The sequence below is a fragment of the Methanosarcina sp. WH1 genome (assembly GCF_000970005.1).
GTDB lineage: Archaea > Halobacteriota > Methanosarcinia > Methanosarcinales > Methanosarcinaceae > Methanosarcina.
In genome coordinates, this window is sequence record NZ_CP009504.1 from 1,524,861 (window position 1) to 1,540,267 (window position 15,407).

Consider the following 15,407-nt stretch of genomic DNA (forward strand, 5'->3'; position numbering starts at 1 on the left):
CAACTTCATTAGTTCAATGATATAATATTATACTGATTAACTAATTTTGTAGTGATGGGTCAACGAATATGGCAATAATATAACATTGCATGCTAAAAATATTATATATTAGAACTGCATAGTATATCTTGCGTTCTCACCTCTGAACACCCCACACTAGCAAACACCTACTCCAAAAATTGCCCCACAATAAAGAGATGAAATTAAACTCTCAACCCACAAATACCTCAAACCTCTTCCCAAACAAAAAAATCTCTTATAACATTCGGAACTTCCAGATCTTTTCAGATGGGAACGCAACCTTCTTTTAAAAACAACTTATTCCTACACCGTTTTTTGAACTTATTCCTACACCGTTTTTTGTTTTGTCTATTTTTGTTTACCTGTTTCTGGAGTGCATACTTTTTGTTTTCTTCAAGAAGCCTGAAAAAACCGTTTTTAGAAATTCATTTAATCTCATCCAGTTTGGTCCTGTTGAAATTGATAACTGATTTTGAGAATAAGTGAGTGTAATTTGAACTCTCTTGGTTTAACACAAAAGTTTTGAAGGCTAGCGATAAATAACATTGAATGGAGTGGACAAAGCCACACGGTTGAAAGAGGGATAAATTGAACAGCAAAGAAAAACGAAATCAGGCTGGCATTATTTCCGTATTGCAGTCATAATAAATAGAATGAAAATTAGAAGGGCAGATCCAGATGATTTCAGCACCCGGGTTCCCGAGAATAATATTTTCGCTGCTGTAATCAAAATACAGGCATTCTTCCTCAAGATCGATTTGTTTGAGAGATTCGTCTGACACCTGTGTCATGCTATCCTCTCCGCAACTTTCATGGATTAATAGAAGAGGGTTTTCTGCGAGATAAGGTCCTGCAGGATACGTAAGTACACCTTCCTTCATTATAGTCCCCTGTGGTATGGCATAAGCCGAATTTGCTGTGATCAGTATCCCAACGACCAGCATCAAAACGATATTGAGTTTTTTTATAGCTCTTCCTCCTCAGGTTTCGGAACGATATTAATACAAAAAAATCACTTAAAATCAATACTGTCTTAGTGAAGAATCAGATTAAGTACTATATATTGTTTTTTAAAAAATCAAATAAATATATTTCTAATGATCTTTTCGGGTAAGAAGGGGGATGCATACGATTTATTTCAGACCCAATACATTGCATCAGTAGTATAACATTATATGTATAAACTAATGGGTATTGGGTTAAAACAATATTATTTGTTGGAAATATTATATACAGTGAGTACATAGTATAATTTGCGTTCTCATCAATAGCCAAACTAGCAAACACCTATTCCAAAAGACCTATTTCAACATCCACTCCGAAAAAACTACCCCACAAGTAAAGAGATAATACAAAAACTCACAGCCTATGAGTCAAGTACCTCAAAACTCTTCCCAAAAGAAAAAGCATCTCTTATAACATTCGGAACTTCTTGGATTAAGGTGGGAACGCAATCTTTTCTTCAAAAAACGATTATTCAGACTTTTTTGATAATGTCACCAAACAAGCTTTTCTGAAATAAGAAGATAGGTTCTAAGAACCTTAGCCTTTGTAAGTTGACAGCAAATCATGCAGGATAAGGGATTGGAGGATACGGTATCTGAAAACCAACCTGTTTCCAGAATTTAGTGGCAACAGGATACCACCAGTTTTTGCAATCCATAACATTTTTTAGTTCCGGATTCAATTCCAGTGCTCTACTTCCGGGTTGAACCCTGAACCATTATAAATCCGCCCAGGGCAACAAGCCCAAGAGACACAAACGACCCTGAATCGCCATTCTGGCTGCTGACATCAAGTAAGGATAATTAAGCTAAAAGAAGTACAAAAAAACGACATATAAAAAAGGAAATTGAATAATTATTAGTGAAGTGTTTATGTAAACTCAGTTACACGGATAACACTTAATAGCGGTTTTCTCTGGGAGTCCTGTGGTTAGGAAGGCAGTCCCTGCAGTAGACCGGTCTTTCTGGGTCAGGTTTGAAAGGCACTTCAGTTTCAACACCGCAATCAGAACAGATTGCTTTGTGCATTTCCCTGGGGCCGCTGTTACCGCGGAAACCTCCGGAATTCCCTCTGAAATTTCTGTCATTAAAAGCCATTTTCGTTTCACCTCCGCTTATAGCGGATAGTCAATAGTTTAAAAATAAGATTGTATAGAACTCTTTGATTAAAAACAAAAATGAGTTTTTAATAACAGATTATACGTCTCTTTATTTTTAATACACCTACCACCCTGATATATTATATAAATGTATCTGCTAAACCTTGAAAATGATTAAAATCTCTTTGAAAGAGATTAAAATTTATCTCTTCCAGAGGTTAAATTTATACCGCTTTTTTCCTATCATGCCATGGGTTGATTTCCGGGCTGAAAACATGATCATTTGAAGCCTCAACTGGCCTTTCAACTGATTTTTCAACCGGTAACTCAACTGATTTATTGACCATTTTTTCGACCGAATCTTCAATTGAGCCTGAACCTAAACTCCCGGTCTGGACAGAAGAAGTCCCCAGTATTTTCTTTGTCCTGAAAGCTGCAAGCAAAAATCCGTATGTAAGAGGGCCTATAATGATCCCTATCGGCCCGAGAACGAAGACCGGGGCTGCAAAGGTTATAAGAGTAATTGCAGGGTGGATTGAAGCCCGGTTTCTGGCAAGCCGTGGCCTTATGACGAAGTCAGGGACAAGGCTCAGAAATATGATTCCCAGGAAAAACAGGGCTCCTGCGGTAAAAAAGTCCTGTATGAGGACATAATAAAGGGCAAGGAGGCCGTAGACCGTGCCTGCTCCGACAACCGGCAGGAGAGCCATTATGAAGGTTATAATTCCCCAGATCAGAGGATATGGTACCCCAAGGACCCAGTAAAGGACCCCCCCGATTATACCGGTTATGAGACAGGTCAGGAAGTAGACTATGAAGAGGCTCTGGTAAATGTAATTGAGTTCCACGAGAAATGCAAGCCCTACTTTCCTGTCCGGAAAGAGATTAGGGAGTTCGGCTGCGATAGTTTCGCTTTCTACAAGAAGATAATATGTCAGGACAACAATTATGATCAGCTCTACAATCAGGATCGAGAGGCCAGTTGAGATCTGGAATATATTATTCTGGATTTCGGGAACATAATCCGTTACCAGGGAATTAAAGTATGCACCAATACTTTCAGTAAGTTTCCCGGGGTGGGTCTGGATAAAAGGCTCAAAAAGCCCGACTATCTGTCTGAGATCCATGTTTGCAAACCCGTTAAGGGTATTGGGAATTTCTAAAATTTTAGAAATTTCATTCATTAAAGCCTTCACTACCATAACACCGGAGGATAATATGAGAAGAAAGATTGCACCAAGCGGGATCAGGGCGCAAGCATGCTTGAGCTTTACGAATCGGAGGCAAAATAAGTACACAGGATGAATAACGTAAGCAAAAAGAGCACTGAGAACAAGAACATAAAAAAAAGCTGATGTTATATATAAGGCATATAAAGAAACCAGTGTGATTATAACTGCATAGGTAGCCTTAACAGGATCATAAGTTTTCATAAAATAAAATACTGAGGAAGTAGATAAATAACTTACTACAGTATAAATAAAAAATAGAAAGTATTTAAAGAGTATTTAAAGAGTATTTAGTTACAGAGATATGGTCTCTGCCTTCTGCCGTTTGAAAATTGCGGTTACTGTTCCTTCGTCATCAATATCGTCCTTAATTAGGATCAGTTCCCAGCCCTCTTCCCCGATTTTTTCAAGATCGCTCATCATTTGTGGCATATGCACACCATGAATCCTGCGAGAATCATACTCCCATAGATGTATAATTTAATATCCCTCCTAACGATTAAGAGAAACTTTGTGATGTAAATTATTGCAATGAAACTATAAATAACCAGAACAAAAATAAAAAAACAATTGGGTTTCTGTATCAAATAAATCTCTTAGAGGCTGTCTTAAAATTCAAACCATTTCTACATTTGGATAGTGGTCATTGTTGACTTTAAATTCAGACTGTAAATTTGTTACATCAGGCTTACTCGCTCGATATATGAAAGCAAATACATTAGACATCATGGTTAAAATTTACATTTTATACATTTAACAGTTAAAGAATTAAATCAAAATCTTAAATAGAGCCGGTTAAATCTTTTTTTAAGATCAATGTTTTTCACATTTACTTTGAGCTATTTTTTTCTCAGATTCACTTCCAGCTGATTCACTTCCAGCTATTATTCCTCGAATCCCGCAGTCTCGGGACTGCAGACCGAAAAAGGGTTCCTTCCTCGTATTTTATCCTGCGGATCCTCTCACGCGCCATGAAATCCAAAACCAGTTCAATATCCTCAGGGTATCCGGTATTGGGATATAAGGGAGTAAGAGGCTGGGAGTTTTGCCCTGAGACATAGAACATATTTTCTCCGAAATAAGCGATGTAGTCAAGCTGATATTTTTCGAATACGAGGTGAATGAATTTTTTGGAAAGAGGAGGCTTTGCAAATTCAAAGTCCTCATCTGTTACTTCAATGCCTGCTTCGTACATAATATCAGGATTTGCAGGATTGGATATAAATTCCGGGGGGAAAGATCTTTCTTTTAAATTCCAGGGAAAAGGCCTTCATTTGCCTGAACCTTTTGGCATCCGGACTCCCGGGATCAGGCCTATTAGTCTGCCTACACGCCTGTAGCGCTCCAGTATGTCCTGTTCCTGCCTGATATCTTCAAGTTTTTCAAAAATGTACAGGTTTTCAGGAACATTGGGAATCTGGGCTCTGAGGAAATTGAGCAGAGAATCAAGTTGCCTATCCAGTTCTTTTCGGTCTTTATCAAGGTTCTGGAAACTCCATTTTCTGACTTTCTGGCTTACCGTGCATATGATGTTTTCCGTGGGAGTCCCCTTTGCCTTCAGGCAGGCAGTCCTTGCTCGGTACCGGATTCCGGAAAGTGCCTCTTTTAGCTTCTGTTCCAGAACTACCTTTCCAATTTTCGGATACTCTTTTTTCAGGGTTTTTTGCGCAAGAATAAAGCCTTCTTCCATAGCCTCCAGAATTCCTGAAGCCCTGTCAAAAGCCATAACACAGTTCTCAAGCAGTTTTTTCTGGGCAGGCAGGTCTCCGGGAGTCAGATTTCCTGCTGCTCGAAGAAGCTCTGTGAGCCCTTCCAGAATTTCTAAAAGCCTCTGATTTTCTTTCAGATCCCTGATCTCATGGGCTACCTTTGAGAGATACCTCTCACTTCCGAGCCTGGCAGCTCTCCCCGGACTGTCGCTGAATAGTATTTGCAGGAGAGTCTCGTAAAATGGAGAGTAGAACTCAGGAATGGATGTTTCAACAAGAGTTTCAGCTGCTTCTTTAAAGTATTTGACAGCTTCCTTGAACCCGAAAAGATAAGCTGCCTCGTTTTCTGCACTTAGCGCCCTCCAGAGGGAAGCTCTTCCAATAGAGCGGAGGGCGTATCTGCGCACATAGACATGGGGGTCATCGATAAGAACCTGCAGGTCTCTCCATGCCCGGGTTTTATCAGGCACGTGGAAAAAGGCAGGCCCAAGTGCTCGGGTTGCAGTCCGTTGCACAAAACTGTCGCTATGAGTTGAAAGTCTTATAAGGTCGCTCCAGGCTCTCTTTTTGTCCGGAACATCTGCAAATCCGGAAGCAAGGGCAAGTACTGCCCCTTTCCGTACTTCCCGATCCTCAACGGAGGTAAGCCTCAACAGATCGTTCCATGCCCTCTGTTTATTATCAGCATACGTAAATGCAACGGGGAGAAGTTCTGCGGCTCTTTTCCGGAGCAGGGCGTCCTGACCTTCAGTGAGTTTGACAAGGTCAAAAAAAACTCCGGATTTTTCTTCAACCGTCGGAAAGACGTGAGAAAGCAGCCCTGTAGCACCCTTTCTAACGCCTGTGTCTCCATCCCCTGACATTTTAAGAAGTTCCCCCCAGATATCCTGCATCCTACCTGTCTTTCGAGAATAAAGAGCCAGTAAAGACTCGATTGCCCCTCTGCGCATTTGCGGGTCCGGGTCCTGGATCAGGTTTAACAGTTCTCCAATCACTTCTTTTTTGTCCTGAAGGTGAGGGTATGCCCTGGCAAAGGACTCAGCTGCATCTTTTCGTACATAGCTGTCCCTGTCCCCAGTCAGCTTCAGGAGGTCAAAAGCAGGTTTTCTATTATCTATTTCCCCGGGCTGTTTTCTTTCCATCTCACCCCTTTCTCTCACCCCTCTTTCATCCTCTGCTCCCCTTTCCTCCCTTTTTCCAGGAAAGACAGCTCCTAAAGAATGGGCTGCATCCCTTCGTACAAAAGCAGCTTTTTCTGATGCCAGCTCATAAAAATCAGCAGATTTACTTTTCTCCTTTCCTTCCAACTCTCCTGCCTTTTTTCCACCATTTTCACCTTTATTCTCCCATTCCTCTTTTTCTTTAATTTCTCCTTCTTTATTTCCCCCTTCTTCCATCCCATTTATCTCATACCCATTACGGAATTGGGAGCAGACGGAAGCAAGAGTCTTGATAACTCTTCTGAGTACATAACTATCCTTCTTTTCAGCCATCTGTATAAGATCCAAATATGCCTGATTTTTGTTGGACACATATGGAAAAACTTTACTGAGGGTATCAGCTGCGACCCTCCGGACATATTCGTCTTCATGCCCTGTGAGTTCGAGAAGTTCTTCCCAGACGGAGTCTTTGTCCTCCAGGCCCGGAAACACAGCTGAAAGCGCATCTGTAGCCGAGTCCCTTACGTACCCGTCCCTTGCCCCGGTAAGCCTCAGGAAATCAGCCCAGACTCTTATGCTGTCTGGCATTGCAGGAAATACAGAAACAAGGGTATCTACTGCCTGCTTTCGCATAGCTCCGTTCTCATCGTCGGTAAGCCTGAAAAGATCCCTCCATGCCACTTTTTTATCCGGCACCGAAGAAAAGACCGAAGGTAGAGCAAGCAAAATTTCCTTTTGCACGGCATGATCTGTGGTTTTTCCTGCCAGTTCCAGTACCTCTTCCCAGGCTTCATCTTTCTTTTCCTCAGGCAGATACAGAAAAACCTTGCCAGTAGATTTTGCAGCCAGTTCCCTTACCTTTGAATCTGTGGATTCACCTGTCAGTTTCAGTAATTCATCCCATGCGTCATTTATCCTTCCTTCCGGCATTTCAGGAAAAACCATGCTTAAAAGAGAAGCTGCCTTTTCCCGCACATAAGAGTCTTCCGAAACAGTCATCTCAAGCAGGTCTTTCCAGGCCTGCTCCTGATTCGGAAGTTCCCGGAGTACATCAGGGAGCCGGCGGACAATCCCTCTGCTTACATCTTCCATGCTTGATTTTGAGTTTACCAGCCCGGCAAGATCTTCCCATGCTCGGGTTTTATCGGGTATAAGAGGAAAAACAGCAATTAGAGCATTTACTGCTTTTTTCATTATCCTCTCTGACGGATAAGCCGTAAGGTTCACAAACCTCTCCCAGGCAAGCTCCTTATCCGGCACATTGGGAAAAACCGTCTGAAGGGCATTGACAGCCTCTTCCCTGACCTCGCTGTCTTTGTCAGAACAAAGCCTTAAAAGGTCTTCAAATGCCTGCTTTCGCTCAGGAAAAACCTCAAAAAGGATTCCCAGCTGTTTTGAGGCCTTTTTCCTCTCATCCGAATCCTGACTGAAAGTCTTGTCATGTATACCGGGCTGATCACTCAAAAATTTCCACCAACTGCTGCTCTAATCCCTTCCTGTTTGTTATATTTGAGTTTAGCAGGTTTGTTTCTTATAAGTATTGATTTAGGATTTTATCCGGAAGAATAAAGTATTGAAGATGAGATAAGAGGAAGAAAAGCAAATTGAATAAGCCTCAGAGGATATATTCACGGGTTGACGCTTTTCAGGTCTGATGCCTGTGTAGTTTTGCTTTTTATGTATAAGAGTGGATGCCTGTGTAGTTTTGCTTTTTATGTATAAGAGTGGATGCCTGTGTAGTTTTGCTTTTTATGTATAAGAGTGTTCGGCAACCACAGATCAGGAAGTATTTTTTAGAACTTTAAATACCCCGGACATCTGGATCAAAACATATAACTTCTTATTCAATTCCAAATATCCTCTATATTATGACATAGAGGCTGTCTTAAAATTCAAACCATTTCTACATTTGGATAGTGGTCATTGATGACTTTAAATTCAAACTGTAAATTTATTACATCAGGCTTACTCGCTCGATGTATGAAAGCAAATACATTAGACATCATGGTAATAATTTACACTTTAGACATTTAACAGTTTAATGACACCGTTTTTCAGTTCAAATGATAATTACTGTCACCATTGTAGAATCAAATTTTATTTTAAGACATGCTCTTAGGTATTCTGCATATTTATACTCAAAGTATGTAGACAGGACCAAAAAAGATGCTAAAATTCAGTAATTAATTCTTGAAAAAGGGGGCGCCTGAAAATGGAAAACTCTTATCTTGACCTGGTTTTATTTTCTGAGAAAAGAAAAAATATCCTTCTGTTATTGAAGGAAGGCCCAAAAAGCCTTGAAGAACTAAAAAATTCCCTCAATGCCAGTCCAACCTCGGTTCAGCCTCAGATCAAACTGCTTAAAGACAGGGACCTCCTGTGCGGAACAAGGAAAAAGTATGAGCTAACCCTTCTGGGAGAAACAATAGCAGACAATATGCAGAGTCTTGTTAATACCATGGAGACCCTTGAAGACAAATATGATTTCTGGGTCAGCCACAAACTCGACGGCATTCCCCTCCGTCTCTTAAAGAGGATAGGTGAACTGAAATGCAGTACTTTTGCCAGGCCCCTTGACGAAAGCTGCATGTTTTCTCCCCACACTGAATTTGTGGAAAACATCGCAAAATCCGAATTCGTAAAAGGCCTCTCTCCCTTTATCCACCCCCTCTACCCAAAAATGTTCCTGAGTTTTGCAGAGAGTGGCATCAATATCTCTCTGACCGTTACTGAACCTGTTTTTGAAAGGATGAGGACCGAATTCAGACCTGAAGTGGAAAAATTCCTTGCCCTTGACAACACTCATCTCTATGTTTATGATAAAGAAATGCTTCTTTCAGGTACAGTAACAAACTGCTTCCTCTCCCTTGGCTTCTTCTACACCAGCGGTGCCTACGACCACGTAAACGATATTGTATGCTTCAGCCCCGAAGCCCTCCGATGGGGAGAAGATCTCTATACTTATTATGAAGAGCTGTCCAGAGAAGTGAAAGAAATTTGAGAAAAAAAAAGGCAGATAGGTTATTTGGGTTTTCATAGAGGTTTTACTGAGCACGAAAGGGTTTCAATCCTCCAAGGTGGCTTCTGGTTGTGTTTTCAGAATCACATAATTATAATGCCAGGGGCATTTCATATAAAGATACAGGACTATATACAATATTTTTGACATTTCTGTCTAATAAATATATTCTCATAAGGTGTGTATATATAGTGTGAGCTATATATATAAATGGCAATCAAAAAGTATAACGTTTTTAATATTTCTGGATTTTTTATTGATTGTAGTACAGAACACTGAAAAATAAAGGCATGATTTAAAGGAGTATTTTATGGAGTTAATGGATTCCGCGATAACTTTTAGGCAAAAAAATATTGTAATAAAGTCTCTTCGGTATATGGAAAGACATAAAAAAATTAGCCAGTATTGCGATGAATATGAAAAGAGCTGGACTGAATTATCCTACGATGAGGCAAGTAACTTAATCAGGTTACTCGATAAAATGTCCTGGCAATAACTATTTTTAGCTTTTATTCTTAGCTTTTTTCCGCTCTTTCTAATTTAGTTTCAAGTTTGTTTTTGCTTCGTACTGTTGCTTTAGACAATTTGAGGCTGGGGGTATGCTAATTGGTTCCAGGATGACGAGTCCAATGCCTTGAGGAGTTAGGGGAGCGGTCACAAACAAATAAAGCCCCAAAAGTTTCCTTTTTTCGCTGTCACTGTGAAATAGGATTTTCTTCATATGTTATTGATACAAAGTAATTTCCTCTACCCTTGTATTCTACCCTTGTATGGATCATCATTGTAGATTTCTATCTGCTTGATTGTTAATAAATCAAAAGTATTTCCAATCTCAAACGATAATGGAATTTCATTTACCTCATGAGAAAAACTGAGTTTCCCACTATTGATTTTGAATCCACTTTGATTGTAAACCAAAGTCATAAAGTATTTTCCACTTCTGAACTTTGTAGGTCTTGCAGACTTGTCACCATTTTTCCAGAGTGAGAATATAGTTATTACTATCTTAATATAACTATATGTATGATTAATTATGCTACCGTTGTTTTGTAGAAGTTGATGGCTTTCATCCCCCACCTGTCGCTTATGCTCCGAGGAAGGGGACTTCCTGCCTTAGAGGTAAAAAACCATCAACAAAAAACCTCTCTACAAAACAAAGAACCCTTCTCAAGGATATAGCTCTTTCAAACAAAATTTGCTAAATAACTAGCAAAAATTAAAATAGAATATATGAAGATATTTCATAGGTATCTTATTTGGATATTTTAAAGAGATAAATATGTCTCTAAAATTCATATTTATAGTATATTTTTGAAAATATGGGTCTAATCAATTGGTTTTTAATAAATTATTCTGGGAGATGTGCAGGGATGAAGACTATGCTGCGCATAAATATAATACGGCTGTTATTATATGTCATATAGAAAATAAATAGTGTATCATACTCAAAATATTGACCAAGCCGTAAGTTTCACAGACGCGCAAAATGTACGTTTCCGTTGCCCGGACCTGCTATAAACAGCATAATAATCAAGGAAGGTAACCATGGCTAAAAGGATTGCACTGATCGTATTACTTGCCGTATTTATCTTTTCCGGCTTCTCAATGGTCGCTTTTGCGGCAGATGAAGTGGAGTGGGTGGAGAAACTGAATGATGCAACACTTAATTGGGGAACTACAAAAACCGTAGAAGGCTATGATATAAAGGCGGAGGATTTTAACAAAGACCAGATGGTTTTTGTTTCGATTTCAAGGGATGGGGAACTATTAAAGACTGCTCCTCTTACGGCAGGGAAGGATTTCGCGTATGATGATGAGATCAAAGTTTATGCCCAGAGTGTGGACCTAAATTATGAAATGATCACCAAAGATGGAAAGGAATTCAAGACCGGAAATTGGAATCCATCTGCTAAACTGGATATTTTTGTAAGAGGTAAGCCGAGTTTTCACATAGATGTTGAAACTGATAAAGATACATACGATTCCAAATCTATAGGGGATAAAAGAATCGATGTAACGATAACAGTTAAAAATAATGGGGAAGCAAAGGCTGAAAACGTTGAACTGATTGTTGATACAGCCGGACTGGAAGTACTTAGTGGAAAAACAAAATACACATACACAAAGGTCCTTAAAGATGAGACGGTTGAGCCCATAACTTTCACACTTAATACGCCCACTCCCTGGGAAGATACAGATTTCAAGATAGCTGCAAAAACTACCTGTGAGGATATTAAGAATAATAAATATGAGCACGAAGGTTCCAAAACCATAAACGTAGAAAAAAAATGGGACCTCATTGTTTCAAAGAGTGCTACAAAAAAGCGTCATATGGGGGAGCCTGTATATGTTTCAGTCACCGTCCGGAATAGAGGGCTCTGCGACATAAACAATATTGTCCTTAAAGATTCGATCGTTTCCAACATGTATTTCCAGCAGGACACAACGCTTGATAATACACTTTCTCTGAAAGCCGGAGAAACAGCTGAGGATGTTTTTAAGTACACCCTCATTCCGGAAAAGCCCGGGGAATTTACCCTCCCGAAAACCGTAGCTACTTTCACTCTTGCAAACGGGGAAAGCGAAGAAGTGACTTCCGATAATTCAGAAAAGATAACAATTTATGGGCCCTACATTGAAATTACGAAAACCGTTGACAAACAGCAGCTAAACCCCGGAGACGAACTGACTGTAAAGGTCACTACAAAGAACACTGGAAATGTTGATGCAAGTGTAACAGTAACCGACGTCGTGCCCTCCGAGGCCAAATTAATAAGGGGAGAAACGAGTTTCAGTCAGGTTCTTGAAAAAGGCGGGGGTTCAAAAACCATCACTTACATCCTGCAGATGAATAAAGAAGGGGAGATCAAAATTCCTGCCTGCGAAGCAAGTTTCCTCGATCTCGATAAATATTCAGGAGAGGTCGAATCAGGAACTCCTGTTGTTTATGTAGAAATACCAATAACCCTTGAAGAAAGCAGCTCACAACCAGAAGGTTCAACCGGTTCCAACCAGGAGAAAAATGGACCTTCGGGTCAGACGAGTACAGGGAACACGGAAGAATATTATGGAGATATTCCGGGATTCAGCTCCATACTTACTATAACAGGGTTTCTGGCGGGAACAGGACTTCTGAGAAAGAGAAGCAACTGAATGACTAAAAAAGTTAAACATTATTCTGGTGCTCCTGGGTTTTTGGGGACATCCTTTTTCGCCCTAACCACTCTACTTGCCAGACTGTACCAGACTGCTGAATTCCAGTATTCACAGTCATTTTTCAGTTCAAATGATAATTACTGTCACTATTGTAGAATCAAATTTAATTTTAAGACATGCTCTGGGAAAATCTGGAAAACGAGGATGACTCCGGAAATGAGGAGTTTCCCCAAAACCCGGATTCTCTTCAGGACTTAATTTTTGTCCCCTATTTCTTTGCTTGCAGCCTCGGACAGTGTCCTGATATGGAATTCCGAACCAAGTTCCTCTGAAAGCTTTCTGCATTTTTCCACATCTATCTCAGGGATTTTAACCACTGTAACCCTGGTAGCGATTCCGGCTTCTCTTGCTCCTTTTACGAAATCGAGCACGGATCTGTAAGCGTTTTTGTGGACCGGTCTGCAGAGCTTGTTATATTTTTCTTCGGATTCTGCGTTCAGGCTGACTGAAATAGAATCCATCCCTGCGTTTTTCAATTCCGAAACTACGTCCAGTTCAGGATTAATCAATGCAGCATGCCCGTTGGTATCAAGTCTTACCCTTAATCCCTGATTTTTAAGCCAGCGAGTAACTGCCAGCACAACATCTAATCTGAGGGTAGGCTCTCCAAGCCCTGTGAACACGATTTCCCTGTACTTTGAAAGGTCCAGCTCTTCAAGGGCTTCGATTATCTCTTTTGTTGATGGTTCTTTTGAAAGCCTCAGGTCGTACCCATAAACACCGTCTGCAAAGTTGCGGATGCAGAAGACGCAGTCTGCACTACAGTGGTTCGTAATGTTAAGGTAAAGATTATTATGGGCCTCATAGTAAATTGTGTTCATACGACTCAAAATTCTTACATTCCTTATAACCATAATGCATTTATTCTTTTTTACTCATCTTTTACTCTGCTTTTTATTCTAACTTTTACCCTACTTTTATTCTGCCTTTTATTCTATCTCTGACCCGATCTGTTACTCGTTTCCTTAGGATTTACGTGTTTGCCTGCTTTGCAGGCAACTTCTTAATTTTTCTCAATTTTTATCCTAAGTATCTCGTCAATCCTCAAGAATGAAAGGATTATGAATAGCTGTACTCGGTCATATGCGACATTTTACTGCTGATGCGACACTAAGGTGTAAATTGGCTTTCTTATAAATTTATTAACAGCATTTCTTGTAATGCTCAACTTTATTTCAAACCATGTAATCCCTGTTTTTATTCTTTGCATTTCAAATCTTAGAAATTCTTATTGCCAGCATGATGTGCGCTCTTTGCATAACGTTTCTTCTTGCCTGACAGCGTTCTACTCCACAAAACTGTTTATTCCTCTATGATACTCTTCAATTTTCCAGGCTTTTTTCCCTCAGGGTTGTTTCAGTTCAATGGTTATTGTCCTTTTTTTTCAAGCAGAAGGTTTATAGGTGAGTATGTACTTTTAAGGTTCATTCTGCAGCATTTAGCTAGCAGTATCTATGTTTCAACTCATTTACTCTCCGCATTGAAGTATCTCAGGTTCTTTTTTGGGAATTTGAATTTTCAATGTTGACAGATATGTGTTAAAAACCTATGATTGATGAAAAATTGCGATATTCGCAATTTCGAAGGAGAAACTTAAATGGCACGATTCGCTAAATTCGATGTTCCTGAAGAACTCACAAATAAAGCACTTGAAGCTCTGGAACTTGCCAGAGACACTGGAAAGATTAAAAAGGGTACAAATGAAGCTACCAAAGCAATCGAAAGAGGCAATGCAAAGCTTGTCCTGATTGCCGAAGATATTGAACCTGCAGAGATTATCGCTCATATTGCCCCTCTTTCCGAGGAGAAGAACGCTCCCTACATCTTTATCCAGAACCAGAAAGAACTTGGTGCAGCCAGTGGACTTGGTGTCTCCTGTGCAACCGTGGCAATTGTGGATGCAGGCAAAGCAGCTGAAATGGTCCAGGACATTGCTCAGAAACTTGAAGCTCTTAAATAATCCTGATAACATGGGGTGCTGATTATGGCTGAAGAAAGCACAATAGGCGGCTTTGCTGCCGAAGTTATTGACGTTATCGGGAACACAGGTATGCATGGTGAAGCCAGTCAGATCCAGTGCAGGGTTCTGGAAGGTAGAGACAAGGGTCGTGTAATCACAAGGAACTGTGTGGGCCCTGTCCGCATCGGTGATATTCTGATGCTTCTGGAAACGTCAAGAGAAGCAAAGAAACTTACTACCAGGTAAAAAGATACACGGTGAAAATAAATGGAACAGAGGAAATGTTATTTTTGCGGACAGATGCTGGAGCCTGGTACCGGTAAGCTCTACATCAAAAAAGACGGCTCCACATATTTCATATGCTCTTCCAAGTGCATGAGCAACTTCGTCCTTGGCAGGCTTCCGCGCCGCACCGAGTGGACTGAGAAAGGCAAAATCCAGTTGAAAAAAGCATAAATGCCGTTATTAGTTCAAATATAGTAAGGTGTGTATATGGAACAGACATACGTTATGGTGAAACCTGATGGAGTCCAGCGCGGTCTGGTTGGAGAGGTTATTTCCAGAATCGAAAAGAGAGGCTTAAAGCTTGTTGCTCTCAGAATGAATGTCATTGCCGAAGCCACTGCAAAAGAGCACTACGGCGAACACGCGGCAAGGCCTTTTTTCCCCTCTCTTATCGAGTTTATTACCTCCGGTCCCTCAGTCTCAATGGTAGTTGCCGGAAAGGATGCAGTTAAGGTAATGAGAGCAATAAACGGGGCTACAAACCCTGTTGATGCGGCTCCAGGAACTATCCGTGGGGACTTTGCTCTGGATGTAGGCAGGAACGTGGTTCATGCCTCCGATTCACCCGAAGCTGCGGCAAGAGAAATTGCAATTCACTTCAAGGACTCCGAAATCGGGAAGTATTCCAGAGTCGATGAGGTCTGTCTGTACGAGTAATGCAGGTGCATCAAAGCCTTTTCGTGTCCTTGAATTTTATTGGGCAC

Annotated in this window: 14 protein-coding genes; 6 read left to right on the forward strand and 8 right to left on the reverse strand. The window is 40.5% G+C overall.

The genetic code is table 11. The features are described 5' to 3' along the window. Positions 1-632 precede the first annotated feature (632 nt). The 6 genes from MSWH1_RS06760 to MSWH1_RS06780 form a co-directional block, all read right to left on the reverse strand. Complete coding sequence (locus MSWH1_RS06760) at positions 633-902, reverse strand: hypothetical protein (protein ID WP_156148095.1); 270 nt, start codon at positions 900-902, stop codon at positions 633-635. Between the two features lie 1,023 nt (positions 903-1,925). Beyond that, the gene (locus tag MSWH1_RS06765) at positions 1,926-2,123 is read right to left on the reverse strand and encodes a CxxC-x17-CxxC domain-containing protein (RefSeq protein ID WP_048127199.1); all 198 of its coding nucleotides are present in this window, start codon (positions 2,121-2,123) and stop codon (positions 1,926-1,928) included. Between the two features lie 226 nt (positions 2,124-2,349). After that, a complete protein-coding gene (locus MSWH1_RS06770) occupies positions 2,350-3,558 on the reverse strand; it encodes an AI-2E family transporter (protein ID WP_048127201.1) in 1,209 nt (402 codons plus the stop codon). Between the two features lie 90 nt (positions 3,559-3,648). Next, the gene (locus tag MSWH1_RS19590; protein ID WP_197074638.1) at positions 3,649-3,792 is read right to left on the reverse strand and encodes a hypothetical protein; all 144 of its coding nucleotides are present in this window, start codon (positions 3,790-3,792) and stop codon (positions 3,649-3,651) included. A 433-nt stretch (positions 3,793-4,225) separates the two neighbouring features. Then, positions 4,226-4,549: a hypothetical protein gene (locus MSWH1_RS06775; RefSeq protein WP_048127203.1), complete on the reverse strand. Its 324-nt coding sequence runs from the start codon at positions 4,547-4,549 to the stop codon at positions 4,226-4,228. Positions 4,550-4,624: 75 nt separating this feature from the next. Then, positions 4,625-7,687 carry a HEAT repeat domain-containing protein gene (locus MSWH1_RS06780; RefSeq protein ID WP_048127205.1) on the reverse strand — a complete coding sequence of 1,021 codons (3,063 nt, stop codon included), beginning with the start codon at positions 7,685-7,687 and terminating at the stop codon, positions 4,625-4,627. 748 nt (positions 7,688-8,435) lie between these two features. Here MSWH1_RS06780 and MSWH1_RS06785 point away from each other — a divergent pair. Beyond that, positions 8,436-9,224, forward strand: coding sequence for a winged helix-turn-helix domain-containing protein (locus tag MSWH1_RS06785; RefSeq protein ID WP_048127207.1), 789 nt, complete (start codon positions 8,436-8,438; stop codon positions 9,222-9,224). Positions 9,225-9,989: 765 nt separating this feature from the next. Here MSWH1_RS06785 and MSWH1_RS06800 read toward each other — a convergent pair. Then, positions 9,990-10,319, reverse strand: a complete 330-nt coding sequence (locus tag MSWH1_RS06800) for a hypothetical protein (protein ID WP_048127216.1) — start codon at positions 10,317-10,319, stop codon at positions 9,990-9,992. A gap of 468 nt (positions 10,320-10,787) precedes the next feature. On the opposite strand from MSWH1_RS06800, the gene MSWH1_RS06805 reads away from it, so the two are divergent. Further along, on the forward strand, positions 10,788-12,395 hold the full coding sequence (locus MSWH1_RS06805; RefSeq protein WP_048127218.1) for a BatD family protein: 1,608 nt from the start codon (positions 10,788-10,790) through the stop codon (positions 12,393-12,395). Positions 12,396-12,652: 257 nt separating this feature from the next. Here the strand turns inward: MSWH1_RS06805 and MSWH1_RS06815 are convergent, their stop codons facing one another. After that, a complete protein-coding gene (locus MSWH1_RS06815) occupies positions 12,653-13,312 on the reverse strand; it encodes a TatD family nuclease-associated radical SAM protein (protein ID WP_048127222.1) in 660 nt (219 codons plus the stop codon). Between the two features lie 743 nt (positions 13,313-14,055). On the opposite strand from MSWH1_RS06815, the gene rpl7ae reads away from it, so the two are divergent. The 4 genes from rpl7ae to ndk are packed head-to-tail and all read left to right on the forward strand — an operon-like array spanning position 14,056 to position 15,360. After that, entirely contained in the window at positions 14,056-14,418 is a 363-nt protein-coding gene (rpl7ae, locus tag MSWH1_RS06820; protein WP_048127224.1) for a 50S ribosomal protein L7Ae, read from the forward strand. A 24-nt stretch (positions 14,419-14,442) separates the two neighbouring features. Further along, the gene (locus MSWH1_RS06825) at positions 14,443-14,664 is read left to right on the forward strand and encodes a 30S ribosomal protein S28e (protein WP_048065141.1); all 222 of its coding nucleotides are present in this window, start codon (positions 14,443-14,445) and stop codon (positions 14,662-14,664) included. Positions 14,665-14,685: 21 nt separating this feature from the next. Beyond that, the gene (locus MSWH1_RS06830) at positions 14,686-14,874 is read left to right on the forward strand and encodes a 50S ribosomal protein L24e (protein WP_048127226.1); all 189 of its coding nucleotides are present in this window, start codon (positions 14,686-14,688) and stop codon (positions 14,872-14,874) included. A 36-nt stretch (positions 14,875-14,910) separates the two neighbouring features. Next, positions 14,911-15,360: a nucleoside-diphosphate kinase gene (gene ndk, locus MSWH1_RS06835; protein ID WP_048127228.1), complete on the forward strand. Its 450-nt coding sequence runs from the start codon at positions 14,911-14,913 to the stop codon at positions 15,358-15,360. Positions 15,361-15,407: the final 47 nt, after the last annotated feature.